The sequence below is a fragment of the Rhizobium mulingense genome, from assembly GCF_029194105.1.
In the GTDB taxonomy this organism is placed as follows: domain Bacteria; phylum Pseudomonadota; class Alphaproteobacteria; order Rhizobiales; family Rhizobiaceae; genus Rhizobium; species Rhizobium mulingense.
The window spans coordinates 112386-132624 of record NZ_JARFVE010000010.1; the positions used below are offsets into that span (position 1 = coordinate 112386).

Consider the following 20239-nt stretch of genomic DNA (forward strand, 5'->3'; position numbering starts at 1 on the left):
AACAGCCTTCGGAGACCAGCATGAGCCAGTCTGGGAAAAACGGCCTGACCTACAGCGATGCGGGCGTCGATATCGATGCCGGCAACCTCCTTGTCGAGAAGATCAAGCCGGCGGTACGCTCGACGCGCCGTCCCGGCGCCGACGGCGAGATCGGCGGCTTCGGCGGGCTCTTCGACCTCAAGGCCGCGGGCTTTACCGACCCGGTGCTCGTCGCCGCCAATGACGGCGTCGGCACCAAACTGAAGATCGCCATCGAAGCCGATTACCACGACACCGTCGGCATCGACCTCGTCGCCATGTGCGTCAACGATCTGGTGGTCCAGGGCGCCGAACCGCTGTTCTTCCTCGATTATTTCGCCACCGGCAAGCTCGACCCCGACCAGGGTGCTGCGATCGTCGGCGGCATTGCCGCCGGCTGCCGCGAGGCCGGCTGTGCGCTCATCGGCGGCGAGACGGCTGAAATGCCGGGCATGTATTCCTCCGGCGATTACGATCTTGCCGGCTTTGCCGTCGGCGCTGCCGAACGCGGCAAGCTGCTCCCTTCCGGTGACATCGCCGAGGGCGACGTGATCCTCGGCCTCGCCTCCTCCGGCATTCATTCCAACGGCTTCTCGCTGGTTCGCAAGATCGTGGAACTGTCCGGCCTCGGCTGGGACGCGCCGGCGCCGTTCGCCAAAGGTAAGAAGCTCGGCGAAGCCCTGCTCGAGCCGACCCGCATCTATGTAAAACCGCTGTTGAAGGCGATCCGCGAGACCGGTGCGCTGAAGGCGCTCGCCCATATCACCGGCGGCGGCTTCCCGGAGAATATTCCGCGCGTGCTGCCGAAGCACCTGTCGGCCGAGATCGACCTTGCGGCCGTCAAGGTACCGCCGGTGTTTTCGTGGCTCGCCAGGACGGGCGGCGTCGAAGCCAAGGAGATGCTGCGCACCTTCAACTGCGGCATCGGCATGATCGTCGTCGTCGCCGAGGAGAATGTCGCCGCAGTATCGGACGCGCTCGAGGCCGAAGGCGAAAAGGTCGTCACGCTCGGCAGCATGATTGCCCGCGCCGAAGGCGCTGCCGGCACGGTCTACAAGGGTACGCTTGCCATATGAGCACGCCGCGCAAACGCGTCGTCGTCTTCATATCGGGTGGCGGCTCCAACATGATGGCGCTGGTCGCGGCTGCGAAGGCCGCCGATTATCCAGCCGAGATCGTCGGGGTGATTTCCGACAAGGCGGAGGCCGGCGGGCTTGCCAAGGCGGCAGCCGAGGGCATCGCCACCTTCGCCTTTCCCCGCAAGGATTATGCCAGCAAGGACGCGCACGAGGCGGCGATCTTCTCGGCGCTCGACGAGCTCTCGCCCGACATCCTCTGCCTGGCCGGCTATATGCGGCTGCTGACGCCGACTTTCATCCAGCGTTATGAAGGACGGATGCTCAACATCCACCCTTCCCTGCTGCCGCTCTTCCCCGGCCTGCATACCCATCAGCGCGCCATTGACGCCGGCATGCGCATTGCCGGCTGCACCGTACATTTCGTTACCGAAGGCATGGACGAGGGACCGGTGATCGGCCAGGCCGCCGTTCCGGTACTTTTCGGCGACACGGCCGAAAGCCTTGCCGCACGGGTGCTGACCGTCGAACACCAGATCTATCCGCAGGCGCTGCGGCTGTTTGCCGAAGGCCGCGTGACGATGCAAGGCGGCAAGGCGATCGGCGCCGAGGCTTCGGGCGTTGCGCCCAAAGCTGAGCTCATCTCGCTGATCGGCGATCGCGCTTAAGCCGCCAGCGCCCGCAACGGATGCAGCGTGCCGTCGCTGTAGACGAAGCGGCCGGCGCGGAAAGTGGCGCGGATGCGGTTGATGTCGCCCGGCTCGACCGCCACCAGATCGGCGCGCTGGCCGATGGCGATTTCGCCCCGGTCCAGGAGGCCGGCGGAGCGGGCGGCGTTTCCGGTCGCCATGGCGACGGCGGCCGGCAGGCCGCCATCCACCGTGTCGGCGAGCTTGAAGATGCCGGGCACGAAAGCGGCCGGGTGATAATCGGCAGCGATGACGCTGAGCAAGCCCGCCCTTCCGGCATCGAGAGCGCTGAGATTGCCCGACATCGACTGGCCGCGCAACGCGTTCGGCGCACCCATCAGCGTCCAGAGCCCTCGGCGGCGCGCCTCTTCGGCTGCCGGGGCGGTGACCGGAAACTCGCTGATGGTAACGCCGAGGTCGTGCATTTCGGCAACCTTCTCGACGCTGTCATCGTCATGCGAGGCAAGCGACAGCCTGTGCTTCAGCGACAGCGCGACGATCTCTCTCAGCTTGGCCTCGATGTCCGGGTTATTGCGCATGGCGATGCGCTTGGCGACGATCTCGGCGGCCATTTCCTCGGAGATGGCGCGGCGCTCGGAAATGCTGAGGATATAGCTTTGCAGGTTGTTGTACTGTCCCTGCCCCGGCGTGTGGTCGGTCAGCGAAACCATGTCGATCTGGTCGGCATTCAGCAGGCGCTCGAGCGCAGGCGCTGCGCCAACATTGGTGATTTCATAGCGGGCGTGGACGCGGTGGTCGATCAGCAGATCGTCGCGCAGCCGGTTGATGCCCTCGATCACCGCCGACGTCGTCTCCAGCGAGCGGACATGGCCGTAGACGCTTTCAGTGGCGAAGGAGACAGCGGCAAAGGCCGTCGTCACACCGGCGGCGGCAAGTTTCTTGTCGAGCTCGTGGATGCCGAAATCGATCGGCATGGTCGCATTCGGTCGCGGCGCGATCTCGCGCTCGATCATGTCACCGTGCAGATCGACGAATCCCGGCATCAGCAGCCGTCCGCCGCCATCAATCGCAGCCGCCACCACCGGCTCCGGCTGGATTTCGGCGATAGCGCCATCCTCAACACGCACGGAACCTTCGCTCACCACCTGGTCGGGGAGAACGAGGGTGAAATTACTGAGCCACATAGGCCTTCTCCTGACCGATCCGAGATTGGCAAGCCCGCAGCGGATAGAACCGCTCCATGACATTCGTATGAAATCGTAAGCGCTATTATCTCAACCTGGAAAACGTCATGGGCTCAACCGCCTCATCCGCTATCTGTTCAAGGCTGCCCACTGCAGCAGCACGATCGTCTTGGTGTCGAAGATCTCGCCGGTTTCGATCATCCGGGTTGCCTCGTCCAGCGGAATTTCAAGAACCTCGATATCCTCATGCTCCTCGGCCAGACCGCCGCCTTCCGCGATGCGGTCGGCGGTATCGATGAAAGAAACGAAGAAATGGACGACCTCGGCGATAGCGCCGGGCGAGGGATAGGATTTGAAAAGGAAGCGAGCCTCACGCAGGCGGTAGCCGGTCTCCTCCATCGCCTCGCGGCGGATCGCCTGTTCGGGATGGTCGTCGTCAAGAAGGCCGGCCGGCACCTCGATCATCCAGGCGGGATCGCCGTTGAGATGGACGGCGAGACGGAACTGGCGCACGAGGACGACGAGATCGCGTTTCGGATCATAGAGCAGGATGCAAGCGGCCGGCGTGCGGTGGTAGACCTCCCGCTTCAGCCGCTGGGTCGCGCCCTTGCGGTCGATATAGTCGAGCAAATAGCTGCTCAGCCGCGTCCATCCATTCGACAGGATTTCCTCGCCGACGATCTTCACCCGTGATTTCGGCTGCATCATACCGTGTCCTTACGAAGCCAGACCTTGTTGTCGTGCACGGCCGCGCCGCCATAAGGCGCGACCGGATCGGCGCCGGTCAGGACGTTGATCCCCTCGCCGTCGACATGCGCCTTGTTCGGCCAGAGGCCCTCGGCGATCAGCACGCCCGGCCTGACCTCGGTGGTGATGCGGGCGTGGATGCGCAGATCGCCGCGGCCGTTGCCAATGCGGACAAGGTCGCCATGCGCAATGCCGTTGGCCTCGGCATCAACAGGATTGATCATGACCTCGGGACGACCTTCCTTCTGACGCGACGTCTTGGTTTCGGAAAAGCTCGAATTGAGGAAGTTGCGGGCCGGCGACGTGGCCAAGCGGAAGGGATGCTCGGGATCGGCCACTTCGATGACATCGACCTGATCGGGGAAGACAGGAAGCTCCCCATGCGGGCCGAGCGCGCCGATCGCCGCCGGCGGCTTGTTCGGCGCCGGCTGGTTGATCCAGTCCGGCCGGAAGTGGAACTTGCCATCGGGATGGGCAAAACCGTTGAGGAAATGCGCCTCCTCGAAAGCCGGCTGACGATCGAACCATTTGTGTTCGAGGAAATAGTCGTAACCCGGCAGGCCACTCGATTCGAGCACGCGGTCGACCATCTCGCGTGCGGTGAAGCCGAAGCCGGGACGATCGGCGACGCCGAGGCGTTTTGCCAGCTCCTCGATGACGAAGAGATTGGTGCGCACGGTTGGCGGCGGCTCGACCAGCTTCGGCCCGAGCAGAATATGGTTCTGGCCGCCGGCCCGGTAGATATCGTCATGCTCGACGAACATCGTCGCCGGAATGACGATATCGGCGATCTCGGCAGTCTCGGTCATAAACTGCTCATGCACGGCGACGAACAGCTCGTCTCGGGCAAAGCCGCGTCTGACCAGGCGCTGCTCGGGCGCGATGTTGGCCGGATTGGTGTTCTGGATCAGCATTGCCGTTACCGGGCCGCGATGGCGCAGGGCCACCGGATCGCCGGTCAGCACGCGGCCGATCTGCGACTGATCGAGCATGCGGATATCGGCATTCTTCATCGAGCGGCCGGTCAGTTCCGCATTGTTCATGCGGAAGATATCGCTGTTCGAATGGAAGGCGCCGCCGCCCTCATATTGCCAGGAGCCGAGCACGGTGGCGACCGAGGCGGCCGCATGCATGGCGACCGCGCCATTGCGCTGGCGAGTGAAACCGTAGCCCAGGCGGAAAAAGGTCTTCTTCGTCGCGCCCACGAGGCGGGCGAAGGCCTCGATCTCCTCGGCCGAAAGGCCGGTGATATCGGCCGCCCATTGCGGCGTCCTGGTTTTCAGATGCGCTTCGAGACCTTCGGGATCATCGGCATATTTCGCCATATAATCCCGGTCGGCATAGCCGTCGCGGAAGGCGATATGCATGACGGCGCAGGCCAGTGCCGCGTCGGTGCCGGGCCTGACGATCAAGGCCATGTCGGCCTGCTTCATCGTCGGATTGTCGTAGATGTCGATGACGACGATCTTGGCGCCGCGCTCCTTGCGCGCCTTGATGGCGTGGGTCATCACGTTGACCTGGGTCGAAACCGCATTGGTGCCCCAGATGACGACGCAATCGGTGCGGCCCATCTCGCGCGGGTCGGGGCCGCGCAGCACGCCGGTCGCCACGGTGAAGCCGGTCCAGGCCGGATTGGTGCAGATCGACGAGAAGAAACCGGAATAGCGCTTGGCGTGGCGCAGACGGTCGATCGAATCGCGCTGCACCCAGCCCATGGTGCCGGCGTAGAAATAGGGCCAGATCGCCTCGCTTCCGTCACGTGCCTCGGCCTTGACGAAGGCTTCGGCAATCTCATCCAGCGCGTCGTCCCAGGAGATCTGCTGCCACTCCCCTGCCCCCTTGGCGCCGCTGCGGCGCAAGGGATGCATCAGCCGCTCGGGATGGTAAAGACGTTCGGCATAACGGGCGACCTTGGCGCAGATGACGCCCGCGGTGTAGGAATGATCATTGGCGCCGCGCACGCGGCCGATGCGGCCGTCCTCAGATAGTTCGACCTCCAGCGCGCAGGTGGAGGGACAATCGTGTGGACAGGCCGTGTGGCCCAGCCTGGTGTCCGACTTCGGGGATTTGGCGTCGATGGGGGTCGCAATGTTCATGGCATTTGTATATTCCAAGCCTGGAATGGCCAAAAGCCAGAAAAACTCCCCATGACGCGAATTCATACGGACATCAGCGAAAATGAACTACCGCCACATCTACCACGCGGGCAATTTTGCCGATGTGCTGAAACACGCCGTGCTGGCGCGGATGATCCGCTACATGCAGAAGAAGGAAGGCGGATTCCGCGTGCTCGACACGCATGCCGGCACAGGGCTCTACGACCTTTCCTCCGAGGAGGCGCAGAAAACCGGCGAATGGCTTGAGGGCATCGGCAGGCTGATGGAAGCCGACCTCGGACCGCAGGTTTCCGAGCTGCTGGAACCCTACCTCTCGGCAATTCGCGAACTCAATCCCGAGGGCGGCATACGCTTTTATCCCGGATCGCCGAAACTGGCGCGCATGCTATTCCGGCCGCAGGACCGACTGTCGGCGATGGAGCTGCATCCCGAGGACTATGCCCGCTTGCACCGGCTGTTCGAAGGCGATCACCATGCCCGCATCACCGAACTCGACGGCTGGCTGGCGCTCGGTGCGCATCTGCCGCCGAAAGAAAAGCGCGGCATCGTACTCGTCGATCCGCCCTTCGAGGAAGAGGACGAATATCAGCGTCTGGCCAAGGGGCTGGAGAGGGCCTATCGGCGCTTTCCCGGCGGCACCTACTGCCTGTGGTATCCGCTGAAGAAAGGCGCCCCGATCAAGGAATTCCACGAGACGCTGCAGTCGCTCGACATTCCGAAAATGCTCTGCGCCGAACTGACCGTGCGCAGCGATCGCGGCATAACGGGACTGACGGGCTCCGGCCTCGTTATCGTCAATCCGCCTTTCACGCTGAAGGACGAATTGCATCAGCTGCTGCCGGCGCTGAAAGACCATCTGGCGCAGGACCGTTTCGCTTCGCACCGCGCCTTCTGGCTGCGCGGCGAGAACAAGACGGCCGCGGGCGATTGACCCTGCAACCGGCTTCGGGGATAGTCCGCGCCATCCACAATCTCGTCAGGTGTCCCATGAAGCTCCTTTGTTCGCCCGCATCGCCCTATTCCAGCAAGGTGCGGATGGCCGCGCATTTCCTGGGTATCGAGTTGAACGCCATCCGAGTCGACACCAATACCGGGCCGGCGATCCTGGTGGACAACAATCCGCTCGGCAAAATTCCCACCCTTCTGACCAATGACGGCGCTTCGATCTTCGACAGCGTGGCGATCATGCATTATCTCGACCGGCTGGCGAAGGGCGGGCTCTATCCATCCAAGAAGAGCAAGCGCACCGATGCGGAAGTCCTCGAAGCGCTGTGCGACGGCGTTTGCGATTGCCTGCTCACGATCGTCTACGAGCGGCGCTTCCGCGACGAGGAAAAGGTCCATCAGCCCTGGATCGACCGGCAATGGAAGAAGGTGACGGCCGGGCTTGCCCATCTCAGCGCCAAGCCGCCGAAACTCGGAAAGAGGCTCAATGGCGGACATTTTGCACTCGCCGCCATGCTCGACTATCTCGACCTTCGATTCAAGGACCAATGGGAAGCCGATCATGGACCGTTGATCGACTGGCTGGCGCAATTCGAAAAGAAATTCCCGGCTCATAGCGAGCTCAAGGCCAGCGCCTGATCCGGCAGCCGATTTACGAAGGATCGTGCCAACAAAAAAGCCGGGCGACGTGCCCGGCTTCCTCGTATTTCTGTCCAGTCGGCTTAGAACTTGACGCCGATACCGAGCTTGACGCTGTTCTCGTCGTAACCGCGCGAGAAGCTGCCGGAGTCGAGGTCGTAATCCTTGCTCTGGTAGTCGGTGTAGCGATATTCCAGGCGCGTCGTGATGTTGTTGGTCACGAAGGCTTCAACACCGGCGCCGACCGTGTAGCCGTAGTTCGTTTTGCTTTCGTCCGAGGTGCCATCGGAAACCTTGACATTGCCGAGGGCAAGACCGGCCGTGCCGTAGAGCAGGAAGGGGTTCATGTCGTAGCCGACGCGGCCACGGACGGATCCGTTCCAGCCATACTTGTTCTTGACGCCGCCCGAGGAAACGTCGTCACCGCTGTAGCCGAGATCGGATTCAACGCCGTAAACGATCTGGCCTGCTTGCCAGTTATAGCCGGTGAAGACCTGGCCGCCGAAACCGTAGGTGTGACGGTCGGAGCCGAAGTCACCCATATTGTAGGTGCCGGCGCCGCCGAGGTAGAAGCCCTCCCAGTTGCCGGCCGGCTTGACCGGGGCGTCCTGGGCGACCGGTGCTTCCGGAACCTGATCGACGGCATCGGCCGCCTGAGCTGCCGAGATGCCCGCGATTGCAAAAGCAGAGGCCATGAGGCCAGCAATGAGTACACGCATACTTTTCTCCTTTCAGTCCCGCGCCGCTTTCATCTGTCTATCAGCGAAGCATTGGCGGGGAAATTGCCAGATGTCCCTTCCGGATCGAGGCTGAAATTGAAACTGAAATGCGGATTTGAAAGAGCCAAATTGTGATATCATTGTGGCGGCCGCATGGCTGAAATTCGATGTTGCTTAAGCGCAACATACACTTCATTAACCATACCAAAGTGTTAAACTTAAAATACTTATTTTAAGAAATCGCGTTCTTAAATAATACATAGAATATCAGGGCGACGAAGGCAGCCGCAGCGGCCTATTTATATAATCTCCCCGGCCACCTATATAGTCTGCCAACAGACTCGCGGGATCAGAAGGCAAGATTTTGAACCACAAAAGACTTCGCGCGGCCCTAATAACAGGGGCTGCCAAGAGAATAGGCCGGGCAATCGCCGAAGACCTTGCTGCACATGGCTTTTCCGTCGCCATCCATGCAAACGGCTCCCTCGGCGAAGCCGAAGAGCTGGCGGCGGAATTGCGGCGGAAGGCATATCAGGCGATCGCGCTCAAGACCGACCTTACCGATATCGGCGAAACTAGCGAACTGATAAAAAGAGCGTCGGAAGCACTCGGTCCGATCGACCTGCTGGTCAACAATGCCTCTATCTTCCGCCAGGATTCGGCTCGCGCTTTCGATGCGGAAGCATGGGCGCAGCATTTCGATATCCATGTGCGCGCGCCCTCGATTCTGGCCGCAGCCTTTGCCGAACAGTTGCCTGACGAAACGAACGGACTGATCGTCAACATCATCGACCAGCGCGTCTGGGCGCTCAATCCGGGCTTCTATTCCTATACGCTCTCGAAGGCGGCGCTGTGGACCGCGACGCAGACGATGGCACAGACCTTTGCGCCGAAGCTGCGAGTCAACGCCATCGGCCCCGGCCCGACGGTGCGCAGTGCGCGGCAATCGGAAGAGGACTTCCAGGCTCAGATAGACGGGCTTATCATGAAGGCAGGGCCGGGATTCGGCGAGTTCGGACAAACGATTCGCTTCCTCTTCGACACGCCCTCGATCACCGGCCAGATGATTGCCCTCGACGGCGGCCAGCACCTCGCCTGGCAGACGCCCGACGTGGCGGAGATTACGGAATGAACGGACGAAAGCTGCCGGATGGCGGCGTTCTCTACGACGATACGGATGAGAGCGAAGACGATCTCGAGGTGGAAGGCGAGGTTTCCGCCGCCCCCCTCGCGGCAGCGGTCGACTGGAACGCCGGCAGCCTCAACGAGACCGGACTCATCGGCGCAGAACTGATCGGCGAATTCGTCAAGCGGCTGCCGAACAGCCCCGGCGTATACCGCATGTTCAATGCCGAAGGCGACGTGCTCTATGTCGGCAAGGCGCGCAGCCTGAAGAAGCGCGTTGGCAATTACGCCGTCGGCCGCGTGCATTCCAACCGCATCGCCCAGATGGTGCGGCAGACGGCGAACATGGAATTCGTGACGACGCGCACGGAAACCGAAGCGCTGCTGCTGGAAGCGAATCTGATCAAGCGCTTGCGGCCGCGATTTAACGTGCTGCTGCGCGACGACAAGTCGTTTCCCTATATCCTGATTACCGGCGATCACCGGGCGCCGGCGATTTTCAAGCATCGCGGCGCCAGGGCGCGAAAGGGTGATTACTTCGGGCCGTTCGCTTCGGCCGGCGCGGTCGGGCGGACGATCAATTCGCTGCAGCGCGCCTTCCTGATCCGCACCTGCACCGACAGCGTCTTCGAAACGCGCACCCGCCCCTGCCTGCTCTACCAGATCAAGCGCTGCTCCGGGCCCTGCACGCACGAGGTCAGCGACGAGGGTTACGCCGAACTGGTGCAGGAGGCGAAGGACTTCCTGTCCGGCAAGAGCCAAAAGGTGAAATCGCACATGGCCGAAGCGATGAACCAGGCGGCTGATGATCTCGACTTCGAACGGGCGGCGATCTACCGCGATCGCCTGGCGGCACTTTCACATGTGCAGAGCCACCAGGGCATCAATCCTGCTGGAGTCGAGGAGGCCGACGTTTTCGCCATTCATCACGAAGGCGGCGTCTCCTGCATCCAGGTGTTCTTCTTCCGCACCGGCCAGAACTGGGGCAACCGTGCCTATTTCCCGAAGGCCGATCCGCAGCTTTCCAGCGCCGAAGTGCTGGGTGCCTTTCTGGCGCAGTTCTATGACGACAAGCCGGTGCCGAAACAGATCATGCTGTCGGAGACGGTTGAGGAACTGGAGTTGCTCGCCGCAGCGCTCAGCGAAAAGGCTGGCCACAAGGTGTCGATCCTGGTGCCGCGGCGCGGCGAAAAGCGCGATCTCGTCGACCATGTCGTCGGCAATGCACGCGAGGCGCATGGGCGAAAACTTGCCGAGACCGCGTCGCAGTCACGGCTGCTCGAAGGCTTCAAGGACACCTTCGGACTCGCCTATGCGCCGCAGCGCATCGAGATCTACGACAACTCGCATATTATGGGCACCAATGCCGTCGGCGGCATGGTGGTGGCGGGGCCGGAAGGCTTCGTGAAGAACCAGTACCGCAAGTTCAACATCAAATCGACCGACATCACCCCGGGCGACGACTTCGGCATGATGCGCGAGGTGATGACGCGGCGGTTCTCGCGGCTGATCAAGGAGGAAGGCATTCCCGACCGGACGGCGCAGGCAGCTGCCGCCGACGCCGCCGACATGCCCTTCCCAGCCTGGCCCGACGTGATCCTGATCGACGGCGGCCAGGGGCAGATGACGGCGGTGCGCGCCATCCTAGCCGAGCTCGGCATCACCGACAGCGTCACGGCGATCGGCATCGCCAAGGGTGTCGACCGCGATGCCGGGCGCGAACGCTTCTTTCCGCCGGGGCGGGAGAGCTTCACGCTGCCGCCGCGCGATCCGGTGCTCTACTTCATCCAGCGCATGCGCGACGAGGCGCATCGCTTCGCGATCGGCTCGCACCGGGCGCGGCGCAAGAAGGAAATGGTCAAGAACCCGCTCGACGAGATCGGCGGCATCGGCCCGTCGCGCAAGCGGGCGCTGCTGCAGCATTTCGGGACGGCGAAAGCGGTTTCGCGCGCCGCTCTTTCCGACCTGATGGCGGTGGAGGGCATCTCGGAGGCCGTCGCCAGGCAAGTTTACAACCATTTTCACGACGACGCCGCGAAATAGCCGGGGGCCGTCGTAAATTCCACGCAAAGGCAGTGAAAAGACAGAAACAATGTTGACGGTCTGCGGGCAAAGCCGTCATCTACGGCATCGGCCTCGAAAATCGGAATCGATTTTCGTAAAGACGCGCGGCGCTATCGCGGCGCATCAGTTCAGAGAAACGATCCCATGGCATCGCGTGCGTACAGCCTTCCCAACCTTCTGACTTACGGCCGCATCCTCGCCGTGCCGTTGATCGTCCTCTGCTTCTTCATCGAAGGCAGATTGTCGATCAGCAATACGGCGCGCTGGGTGGCGCTGTGGATCTTCATCATCGCCTCTCTCACCGATTTCCTCGATGGTTACCTCGCCCGCATCTGGAACCAGACGTCGAATATCGGCCGCATGCTCGATCCGATCGCCGACAAGCTGCTGGTCGCCTCGATCCTTCTCCTGGTCGCGGCCGACCAGACCATCGCCGGTTGGTCGATCTGGGCGGCGATCACCATTCTCTGCCGCGAAATCCTGGTGTCCGGTCTGCGTGAATATCTGGCGGCGCTGAAGGTCAGCGTGCCGGTGACACGGATCGCCAAGTGGAAGACGACGCTGCAGCTCGTCGCCATCGCCTTCCTGCTCGCCGGCCCTGCCGGCGACGAGATTTTCCCCTATACGACCCAGACCGGCATCGCGCTGCTGTGGATCGCCGCATTGCTGACCATCTATACCGGCTATGATTATTTCCGCGCCGGGTTGAAACATATCGTGGATGACTAGGAATGACGCGACTTGTCTATTTCGCCTGGGTGCGCGAGCGCATCGGCAAGGGTGAGGAGGAGATCGACCTCCCCTCTTCCGTCGTTACCGTCGCCGATCTTCTGAATCATTTGAAGAGCCTGGGCGAAGAATATCAGGCCGCACTTCAATATCCCGAGGTGATCCGCGTGGCGCTCGACATGGAGCATGTCGAGCATGACGAACCAATCGCGGGGGCGCGTGAAATTGGAATATTTCCGCCGATGACGGGGGGGTGATTGCGGTGACGGCCGTGCCAGATCTCCCTCCTCTGCCCTGCCGGGCATCTCCCCGACAGGTGGGGAGATTGGCTGGGAGTGCCGGCTCGCCCAAACAATCAATGTTTCAGCCCGGCGGAAAGGTAAAGGGGCAGGAAGGTCGTGCCACGTGTGATCTCCCCACCTGTGGGGGAGATGGCCGGCAGGCCAGAGGGGGGCTTCCGCGGTACAGCGTTTCCGCATTCTTTGCAGTTGCATCAAAGCAGCGGAGGATTTCGCTGTGACCATCACCCCCACCATCCGCGTCCAGCGCGAGGATTTCGACCTTCAGGCCGAGGTAGACCTGCTCTCCAAGGGCAAACCCGGCGTCGGCGCCGTCGTCACCTTTTCCGGCCTATGCCGCGATGACGGCGGCATGCTCGCCGCGCTCGAACTCGAACATTACCCCGGCATGGCCGAAGCCGAGATGAGCCGCATCGGCGCACTCGCCATCGCCCGTTTCGGGCTGCTCGGGCTGACCGCCATCCACCGCTACGGTAAGATCGCCGTGGGCGAGAATATCGTTCTCGTCGTCGCGGCCGCGCCGCACCGGCAGGCGGCGTTCGATGGCGCCAACTTCGTCATGGATTTCCTGAAGACCGCGGCCCCTTTCTGGAAGAAGGAGCACGGCAAGGGCGGCGCCGCCGGCGACTGGGTCGCGGCAAAGGATGCCGACGATGCAGCACGCGACAAGTGGAAATAAATCAGCGCATTTCCTGATTATCCGAGCGAGGGAAATGCGCTGCTCTTCTTGTTTTACGCAATTCCGGACGCAAAACCGCTGCGCACTTTTGCTGGAATTGCTCAGAGCACCACACGCTCTCTGCGGCTCATGACCAGCAATAGGACGAGCAGCGAGAAGATGACGAGATCGCGCCAGACGAAGGGGCCGTAGGCGCCCCATAGGGTTTCGACGACGGCAAGCGCGGCGGCGCCGCCGGCCGAGCGCAGGGGATCGGAATAGCCGCCGACAGCGGCGATCAGCAGCACTTTCAATCCGAACATCAGGCCGGCGCCGAAATCCATCGAGCCGTAATAAAAGGTGGCGAGGATGCCGCAGATCGTGGCGACCAGGGCCGCCGCCGCATAGGCAACGAGGAAGACGCGGCTGGCGCTGGTGCCGCAGAGCTCGGCGGCCAGCGGATCGTCGGTGACGGCGCGCCAGATGCGGCCCCAGGCGGTGCGCCTGAGGATTAACGCACCCACCGCGACGATGGCCGCCATCAGCGCCGTGTCGATCAGCTGGATATAAGTGAGGGTCACCTTGAACGGGCCGTCGCGCCAGAAGACGACCGTGTCGTTCAGAAACGGCGGCAGCCAGATCGCCCTTGTATCGGCGGCGAGCCGGGCGGTTTCCATCAGCACGATCATGATGCCGAGGGCGGCGACGATCACCGTATTCGGCGACTTGCTGATCAGCGGCAGCATGATCGAACGGCCGATCCAGATGCCTGCCGCCAGTGAATAGATGATCGCGGCACAGGCCCCGAGGGCAAGGGCCGCCGGCAACACCAGCCAGAAACGGTTGAAAGCGAGCTCGGTGAAAAGCAGCAGGATCTGGCCGGAGAAAGCGAAAATCGCCCCATAGGTGATGTCGGCCCGCTTGGTGACGCCGAAGGCGACGGCATAACCGAAGGCGAGCGCGGCATAGAGGGCGGCAAGCGGAACCGCATTCGCCAGCTGCTGCAGAAGATAGGCCATTCCGGACACTCCGCGTCGCCAAAATTATAACTGGTAAAACTCATTTCGCCAGTTATAATTTCATGATGAGCTTTTCCTGGACCCCTCACCGCTTTGCCGGCGGCGCGCTGGCACTCGATGTCGCCAACAGCGTCGTTCTGCGCCACGATGCAGCACGGCGGATCGACCGCTTTGCCGCCAGCAATCAGATGCGCGACTTTCCGCAGGCTGCCGCCGAATTCTGCGCCGAGCGCGCTCTCTTCGGCAAGATCGTCCCGGTGGCTAGGGAAAACGAGGCGGATTTCATCGCGCTGCGGGAAGCGATCGACCGCTATTTCCGCGAGCGTATACTAACGGGCGGCGACGACCAATCGCTGGCGGCACTGCTGGAGGCGATGGCGAAGGTGCTGCGCGAAGCCAACCCCGGCAGCGTGGCGGCGGCGACCGCCCATTCGGTGCTGCGGCTGATCGCCATGCCCGATCCGGAGCGCATGAAGATCTGCGGCAATTGCGGCTGGCTGTTCATCGACCGCAGCAAGAACAGGAGCCGGGCCTGGTGCGACATGGCGGTCTGCGGCAACCGCGCCAAGGCGAACCGGCACTACCGCCGCAAGAAGGAGGAAATTCCATGAGGAAACATCTGATCGTCACGGCGGCGGCAATTGGCCTGGCGTTGTCCGCCTGCCAGCGCCAAGCGGAAAACCTGGTCGAGGTCACCGGCCATCTTTTCGTCTTCAACTATCGGGTGGCGAGCGCCACCTATCTGCTGACGCTGAAGAAGACCGGTCCCATTCCCGACGGCTCGGTCATCATTGCCGAATTCGAAAATCCTCAGGGCGGCGCGCCGCTGGTGCTGAACCAGAAAATCTACCCCATCGACGACAAGATCGCGCTGCAGAGCGAAAGCCTGCACTGCGTGCGCAAGGACCGTCCCTATTCCGTCAGCATCCGGCTGGTCGACAAGGACGGCAAGGTGCTGCAGGAATTGAAGACGCAGTTCCGATCCGACCTGGATCAGACCGTATTGCCGAGCAAACCGCTCGTGGTTGGTGCGTTTTATGACAAGAACCCGGAGGTCTTTAAGCCCGACGGCAGCGTCGATTTCTCGAACACCGACAAATGCCCGGCCTAGAAGAAATGCATAGAGAAAGCCGGAGCGAAGCCCCGGCTTTCGAGAGTCAATTCAGGGCATTGCCAGCCAATGCCGAAGCGTGGGCTCAGCCGACGATTTCGGTGTCGGAGAACCAGTACTTGATTTCCTGGGCAGCCGTTTCCGGAGCGTCCGAGCCGTGAACGGAATTTTCGCCGATCGACAGCGCATGAACCTTGCGGATCGTGCCTTCATCAGCGTTTGCCGGGTTGGTCGCGCCCATGATCTCGCGGTTCTTCAGGATGGCGCCTTCGCCTTCCAGGACCTGAACGACGGTCGGGCCGGAGGTCATGCCTTCAACGAGTTCGCCGAAGAAGGGACGGTCCTTGTGAACGGCATAGAAGCCTTCGGCTTCGCGGCGGCTCATCCAGACGCGCTTGGAGGCGACGACGCGCAGGCCGGCATCTTCGAGCATCTTGGTGATGGCGCCCGTCAGGTTGCGCTTGGTTGCATCCGGCTTGATCATCGAGAAGGTGCGTTCAATCGCCATAGTCAAATCCTCTGTTTTCTCGGGAAAAGTGGGCGGTCTTTACCCGCCCCAACGCCCGAAAACAAGAGGTCGACGGCAATTTCACGCTGCTGTCACAGTCCGGCCGCGGCTTTCATGGAGATCGAGGCAGCGTTCGAACCAGGCCAGGACGGGATCGTCGACGGCCAGCATCGCGACACCAACGCAGACACGCAGCCACTGCAGCGCGCCGAAGACGATATAGTCGGCAAAGAGCGGCGTCTCACCGCCGATGAAAGGCTGGAACTTCAGCATGTGCCGGAGCGGCTCCAGCTTGGCGCCGAAGGCGGCTTTCTCCGCCTCACTGTCGGCGGCAATTACTTCCATCGACTTGCCGAGACGAGCTTCGCGGCTTTGACGGAAATAGGCCTTATCTCCCTCGTCGAGGATCGCATGGATGTCGAGAAGGGCGATCCGCATGATCGACGGATGGACGATCATCTGCGAATAGCCCTCCACCATGCGCGACAGCGCCTTGCCGCCCTCGCCGTTGAAGAGCGACGGCCGCTCCGGATAGGCCTCCTCCAGATAGAGAGCGATGGCGAAACTGTCGGGGATCAGCCTGCCGTTGTCATCGAGGACGGGCAAGGTCGGCGAGACACCGCCGCCGATTTCGCGGATTCGGGCGTATGTGGTCGGAATTTCTTCGAAATCGAGCCCCTTATGCGCCAACGCCATCACCGCCTTCCAGCAATGGGGCGAAAAGAAGCGCCGCTCATCGGCGCCGCAGAGGGAGTAGAGGGCTCTGGTCATGACAGTCCTTTCGAGATCGAAACTCTGTGCATTCGACGACAGAAAACGCCTGCGATCAAATCAGGAAATTTCATGGCGTCATCACTGCGATTTCGGCGGAAGCAAGCTAGATTGCCCTTCCCATGACAGGAGGAACGCATGCTCAGGCAATACAGGATGTTCGCCGCGTATAATCGCTGGGCCAATGCCAAGGTCTATGCGGCGGCGGCCGAACTCAGCGATCCGGAATTCCGCAGCGACCGCGGCGCCTTCTTCGGCTCGCTGCATCGAACCCTCAACCACCTGCTCGTTGCCGACCGGATATGGATGAAACGCTTCACCGGCACCGGCGAGGCGCCGACGAGCCTCGATGCCGTGCTCTTCGAGGAGTTCGATGCGCTTGCCGCTGCGCGTAAGGCAGAGGACGAGCGGATCATTGCCTGGACGGGCACGCTGGACGAAACAAGCCTTGCTGCCAACTTCACCTACTCGCCGGTGACCCAACCGATCGTGATGACCCAGCCGCTGTGGACCGCGCTCTCGCATCTCTTCAACCACCAGACCCACCATCGCGGCCAGTGCCACATGACGCTGACGGCGCTCGGCAAGCCGAGCCTCGGGCTCGACCTCATCTATTTCCTGCGCAGCGAGGGCCGCGAGTGGATGTGAGCGTCTCCGCATCAACAGGGCATTAACCGCCTTTACCGGTTGCGCCTGGAATCCAGCACTTCCCATCCAGAGATTCAGCCTCTCTTAAAAGCTTGAGGGGCATAGCGGAATGACGGAAAAGGCCGGGGCCGCGAGGGATCATCATGCCGAATGCAAGCGCAAACGCACTGGTGCCGCGCGAAGCGGTGCGCCCTGGACCTATCGCGGACATCCAGAAAATCGCCCAGCACATGGCGCGTCTCAACATCGCCGGGCTACCGCGCAATTACGAACTCTTCCATGAGGCGATCGTCGGGCTCAATGGAGGCCTCGCACAGGATATCGCCGCACTCGGACCTCACCCGCAACAAGCAATGCTTGACGAGCTCGGGTTGAAATACCGCCTCGTCGGCCATTGCGGGCTGGCTGGCGAGACCTCGCGGTACGAGGCGAGCCGTTTGCTGCGCGAGGTGGCGGAGAGGCTTGCCGAAGGGTTGCGGCACCGGGACGCCTTCGCGCGCGCCTGCGACACGATCCTGAAATCCGTCTCCGATCATGAAGACCAGAGCCTTGCCGCCTTCATCGGCGAGCTCGACTACCTCTCGGCCTCGCTGATGAGCGTGTCCGCTGCGGAGATGCAAATCGGTGCCAGGCTGGCGGATGACATCAAGAGACTGGAAACGCTCGAGCGCGGCATTTCGGCGATGCAGGCGGCCGCCGTCGCCGACAGGATCACCGGACTTCCCAATCGCATCGCGCTCAACCGCGTGATCGCCGACCTCTACGAGCGCGAAGAGGGTGCCGCCGGCAGTGCGCTTGTCATGGTCGATGTCGACAATTTCACCGATCTCAATGAGAGATATGGCACGCCGGCAGGCAACAAGCTCTTGAAGAAGCTCGCCGGCCTCTTCCAAAAGTCGGTCAAGAAGAACGACTTCGTCGTCCGCACCGAGGCGGACGAATTCGCCTTGCTGTTTTCCAATGTCGGCATGCAGGATGCGATGGCGATTGCCGAGCGCCTGCGCGCCTCCGTCGAAGACAATCTGGTCTTTGCGACCTCAGACAAGGGCGACAGCGGCAGGCTGACCATCTCGGTCGGCGTGGCGCTCAGCACGGACGCGGCAACACCGGGGCAGTTGCAGGCCAATGCCCGCGTTGCCCTCCTCGCCGCTCAATCGAACCCTCGCCAGCCGGTGCAGGCCTTCGGCCGCTGAGGCGGATTCGATCTCTTGCGGCGGATGAGAGCCCTGCCGGGCCGGCAAGCAAGCTGACCGGCGCCAAGTGCTCTTGCCTTGGCGGGCGCTTTCGGCGAAAACGCCGGCCATGATCACGCTCACCGAAATTTCCGCCCGCATAGCCGGGCGCCTGCTTCTCGACAATGCCAGCCTGTCGCTGCCTTCGGGCACCAAGGCCGGCCTCGTCGGCCGCAACGGCGCCGGCAAGTCCACGCTGTTTCGCGTCATTACCGGCGATCTCGGCCCAGAAACCGGATCGGTGTCGATCCCGAAGGCTGCGCGCATCGGCCAGGTGGCCCAGGAAGCGCCGGGAACCGAGCAGCCCCTGATCGAGATCGTGCTTGCCGCCGACAAAGAGCGCGCGGCCCTGCTTGCCGAAGCGGAAACGGCGAGCGATCCGCACCGCATCGCCGAAATCCAGATGCGCCTCGTCGATATCGATGCGCATTCGGCCGAGGCGCGCGCGGCGAGCATCCTCGCCGGCCTCGGCTTCGACAGGGAAGCGCAAGCCCGGCCCGCCTCCTCCTTCTCGGGCGGCTGGCGCATGCGCGTGGCGCTCGCCGCCGTGCTGTTTGCCGAGCCGGACCTGCTTCTGCTCGACGAGCCGACCAACTATCTCGATCTCGAGGGCACGATGTGGCTGGAGGACTATATCCGCCGCTATCCCCATACGGTCATCATCATCAGCCACGACCGCGACCTCTTGAACAATGCGGTCAATTCCATCGTCCATCTCGACCAGAAGAAGCTCACCTTCTACCGCGGCAATTACGACCAGTTCGAGCGGCAGAAGGCGGAAGCCGACGAACTGCAGACGAAGGCCAAGGCCAAGAACGAGGCAGCGCGCAAACATCTGCAGAGCTTCATCGATCGCTTCAAGGCCAAGGCCTCCAAGGCCCGGCAGGCGCAGTCGCGCGTCAAGGCGCTCGAGCGCATGGGCACTGTTGCGGCGGTTATCGAGGACCACGTACAGCCGATCACCTTTCCCGAGCCCGAGAAGCAGCCGGCCTCGCCGATCGTCGCGGTCCAGGGCGGCGCCGTCGGCTACCAGCCGGGCAAGCCGATCCTGAAGAACCTCAATCTGCGCATCGACAATGACGACCGCATCGCCCTTCTGGGTTCGAACGGCAACGGCAAATCTACCTTCGCGAAATTCATCTCCGGCAGGCTTGCCCCGGAGAGTGGCGAAGTGAAGCTTGCGCCCTCCCTGAAGATCGGCTTTTTCGCGCAGCACCAGCTCGACGACCTCATCCCCGAGCAGTCGGCGGTGGAGCATGTGCGACGGCTGATGCCTGGCGACCCGGAGGCCAAAGTGCGCGCCCGTGTCGCCCAAATGGGACTGGCGACCGAGAAGATGGCGACCGCCGCCAAGGATCTTTCCGGCGGCGAAAAAGCCCGCCTGCTGATGGGCCTTGCCGCCTTCCATGCGCCGAACCTGCTCATTCTCGACGAGCCGACCAACCATCTCGACATCGACAGCCGGCGCGCACTGATCGAGGCGCTGAACGACTACGAAGGCGCCGTCATCCTGATCTCGCACGACCGTCACCTGATCGAGGCGACGGTCGACCGGCTGTGGCTGGTCAACGGCGGCACGGTCACCGCCTTCGAAGGCGATATGGACGAATATCGTGACCTGATCGTCGCCTCGGGCAAAAAAAAAGAAGAAAAGCCGCAGCCGGCTGACGATGCGACCTCCAAGGCCGATCAACGCAAGCTCAATGCGGAAAGGCGCGCTTCGCTGACGCCGCTGAAGAAAAAGATCAACGAAATCGAATCGTTGACGGCGAAGCTGGAGAAACAGATTCAGGCGCTTGACGCGGAACTTGCAAATCCCGCTCTCTACGAGAAAACGCCCGCCAAGGCCGCCGAAAAGGTAAAGCAGCGCGGCGAGGCCGCGGCAAAACTCGCTGCTGCCGAGGAAGAATGGCTGATGCTGTCGTCGGAATACGAAGAAGCGATGGCGGGATAGCCACAGTCCTGGTCGAAAGCGCGGCG

At 62.4% G+C, this 20239-nt stretch carries 21 protein-coding genes; 14 read left to right on the forward strand and 7 right to left on the reverse strand.

The window, feature by feature from the left end:
* The first annotated feature begins 20 nt into the window (after window positions 1–20).
* A complete protein-coding gene (gene purM, locus PYR71_RS21745) occupies window positions 21–1094 on the forward strand; it encodes a phosphoribosylformylglycinamidine cyclo-ligase (RefSeq protein WP_275620782.1) in 1074 nt (357 codons plus the stop codon).
* Window positions 1091–1762: a phosphoribosylglycinamide formyltransferase gene (gene purN / locus PYR71_RS21750; protein WP_275620783.1), complete on the forward strand. Its 672-nt coding sequence runs from the start codon at window positions 1091–1093 to the stop codon at window positions 1760–1762. The genes purM and purN overlap by 4 nt, the downstream gene beginning before the upstream one ends.
* On the opposite strand, the gene PYR71_RS21755 is transcribed toward purN, so the two are convergent.
* The 3 genes from PYR71_RS21755 to PYR71_RS21765 all read right to left on the reverse strand — a co-directional run bounded on the left by PYR71_RS21755 (window position 1759) and on the right by PYR71_RS21765 (window position 5837).
* Window positions 1759–2928 (reverse strand): alpha-D-ribose 1-methylphosphonate 5-triphosphate diphosphatase, encoded by a 1170-nt coding sequence (locus PYR71_RS21755; RefSeq protein ID WP_275620784.1) that lies wholly within the window; start codon window positions 2926–2928, stop codon window positions 1759–1761. The two genes, purN and PYR71_RS21755, sit on opposite strands and share 4 nt — an antisense overlap.
* 129 nt (window positions 2929–3057) lie before the next feature.
* Window positions 3058–3636, reverse strand: a complete 579-nt coding sequence (locus tag PYR71_RS21760; protein WP_275620785.1) for an NUDIX domain-containing protein — start codon at window positions 3634–3636, stop codon at window positions 3058–3060.
* Window positions 3633–5837: a molybdopterin-containing oxidoreductase family protein gene (locus PYR71_RS21765; protein ID WP_275620786.1), complete on the reverse strand. Its 2205-nt coding sequence runs from the start codon at window positions 5835–5837 to the stop codon at window positions 3633–3635. The genes PYR71_RS21760 and PYR71_RS21765 overlap by 4 nt, the downstream gene beginning before the upstream one ends.
* Window positions 5838–5853: 16 nt before the next feature.
* On the opposite strand from PYR71_RS21765, the gene PYR71_RS21770 reads away from it, so the two are divergent.
* Window positions 5854–6723: a 23S rRNA (adenine(2030)-N(6))-methyltransferase RlmJ gene (locus PYR71_RS21770; RefSeq protein WP_183915024.1), complete on the forward strand. Its 870-nt coding sequence runs from the start codon at window positions 5854–5856 to the stop codon at window positions 6721–6723.
* 56 nt (window positions 6724–6779) lie between these two features.
* The gene (locus tag PYR71_RS21775; protein WP_275620787.1) at window positions 6780–7376 is read left to right on the forward strand and encodes a glutathione S-transferase; all 597 of its coding nucleotides are present in this window, start codon (window positions 6780–6782) and stop codon (window positions 7374–7376) included.
* Between the two features lie 83 nt (window positions 7377–7459).
* On the opposite strand, the gene PYR71_RS21780 is transcribed toward PYR71_RS21775, so the two are convergent.
* Window positions 7460–8095, reverse strand: coding sequence for an outer membrane protein (locus tag PYR71_RS21780; RefSeq protein WP_183915028.1), 636 nt, complete (start codon window positions 8093–8095; stop codon window positions 7460–7462).
* A 364-nt stretch (window positions 8096–8459) separates the two neighbouring features.
* On the opposite strand from PYR71_RS21780, the gene PYR71_RS21785 reads away from it, so the two are divergent.
* The 5 genes from PYR71_RS21785 to PYR71_RS21805 all read left to right on the forward strand — a co-directional run bounded on the left by PYR71_RS21785 (window position 8460) and on the right by PYR71_RS21805 (window position 12991).
* Window positions 8460–9227: an SDR family oxidoreductase gene (locus PYR71_RS21785; RefSeq protein ID WP_183915030.1), complete on the forward strand. Its 768-nt coding sequence runs from the start codon at window positions 8460–8462 to the stop codon at window positions 9225–9227.
* Entirely contained in the window at window positions 9224–11263 is a 2040-nt protein-coding gene (gene uvrC / locus PYR71_RS21790) for an excinuclease ABC subunit UvrC (RefSeq protein WP_275620788.1), read from the forward strand. The genes PYR71_RS21785 and uvrC overlap by 4 nt, the downstream gene beginning before the upstream one ends.
* A gap of 165 nt (window positions 11264–11428) precedes the next feature.
* Entirely contained in the window at window positions 11429–12013 is a 585-nt protein-coding gene (pgsA, locus tag PYR71_RS21795; RefSeq protein ID WP_275620789.1) for a CDP-diacylglycerol--glycerol-3-phosphate 3-phosphatidyltransferase, read from the forward strand.
* A 2-nt stretch (window positions 12014–12015) separates the two neighbouring features.
* A complete protein-coding gene (gene moaD / locus PYR71_RS21800) occupies window positions 12016–12270 on the forward strand; it encodes a molybdopterin converting factor subunit 1 (protein ID WP_183915035.1) in 255 nt (84 codons plus the stop codon).
* Between the two features lie 259 nt (window positions 12271–12529).
* Entirely contained in the window at window positions 12530–12991 is a 462-nt protein-coding gene (locus PYR71_RS21805) for a molybdenum cofactor biosynthesis protein MoaE (protein WP_275620790.1), read from the forward strand.
* 101 nt (window positions 12992–13092) lie between these two features.
* On the opposite strand, the gene PYR71_RS21810 is transcribed toward PYR71_RS21805, so the two are convergent.
* Complete coding sequence (locus PYR71_RS21810; RefSeq protein WP_275620791.1) at window positions 13093–13989, reverse strand: branched-chain amino acid ABC transporter permease; 897 nt, start codon at window positions 13987–13989, stop codon at window positions 13093–13095.
* Between the two features lie 65 nt (window positions 13990–14054).
* Between PYR71_RS21810 and PYR71_RS21815 the strand changes: the two genes are divergently transcribed.
* Together PYR71_RS21815 and PYR71_RS21820 are read left to right on the forward strand one after the other, a co-directional pair.
* Window positions 14055–14600 (forward strand): CGNR zinc finger domain-containing protein, encoded by a 546-nt coding sequence (locus PYR71_RS21815; RefSeq protein ID WP_275620792.1) that lies wholly within the window; start codon window positions 14055–14057, stop codon window positions 14598–14600.
* Window positions 14597–15100 (forward strand): hypothetical protein, encoded by a 504-nt coding sequence (locus tag PYR71_RS21820; protein ID WP_275620793.1) that lies wholly within the window; start codon window positions 14597–14599, stop codon window positions 15098–15100. The genes PYR71_RS21815 and PYR71_RS21820 overlap by 4 nt, the downstream gene beginning before the upstream one ends.
* Window positions 15101–15185: 85 nt before the next feature.
* On the opposite strand, the gene ndk is transcribed toward PYR71_RS21820, so the two are convergent.
* A complete protein-coding gene (ndk, locus tag PYR71_RS21825; protein WP_004680549.1) occupies window positions 15186–15608 on the reverse strand; it encodes a nucleoside-diphosphate kinase in 423 nt (140 codons plus the stop codon).
* Window positions 15609–15689: 81 nt separating this feature from the next.
* Entirely contained in the window at window positions 15690–16379 is a 690-nt protein-coding gene (locus PYR71_RS21830; RefSeq protein ID WP_275620794.1) for a glutathione S-transferase family protein, read from the reverse strand.
* Window positions 16380–16517: 138 nt separating this feature from the next.
* On the opposite strand from PYR71_RS21830, the gene PYR71_RS21835 reads away from it, so the two are divergent.
* The 3 genes from PYR71_RS21835 to PYR71_RS21845 all read left to right on the forward strand — a co-directional run bounded on the left by PYR71_RS21835 (window position 16518) and on the right by PYR71_RS21845 (window position 20213).
* Window positions 16518–17027: a DinB family protein gene (locus PYR71_RS21835; protein WP_275620795.1), complete on the forward strand. Its 510-nt coding sequence runs from the start codon at window positions 16518–16520 to the stop codon at window positions 17025–17027.
* Window positions 17028–17170: 143 nt separating this feature from the next.
* Window positions 17171–18220 (forward strand): GGDEF domain-containing protein, encoded by a 1050-nt coding sequence (locus tag PYR71_RS21840; RefSeq protein ID WP_275620796.1) that lies wholly within the window; start codon window positions 17171–17173, stop codon window positions 18218–18220.
* A gap of 109 nt (window positions 18221–18329) precedes the next feature.
* Window positions 18330–20213 (forward strand): ABC-F family ATP-binding cassette domain-containing protein, encoded by a 1884-nt coding sequence (locus PYR71_RS21845; protein ID WP_275620797.1) that lies wholly within the window; start codon window positions 18330–18332, stop codon window positions 20211–20213.
* The last annotated feature ends 26 nt before the right edge of the window (window positions 20214–20239 follow it).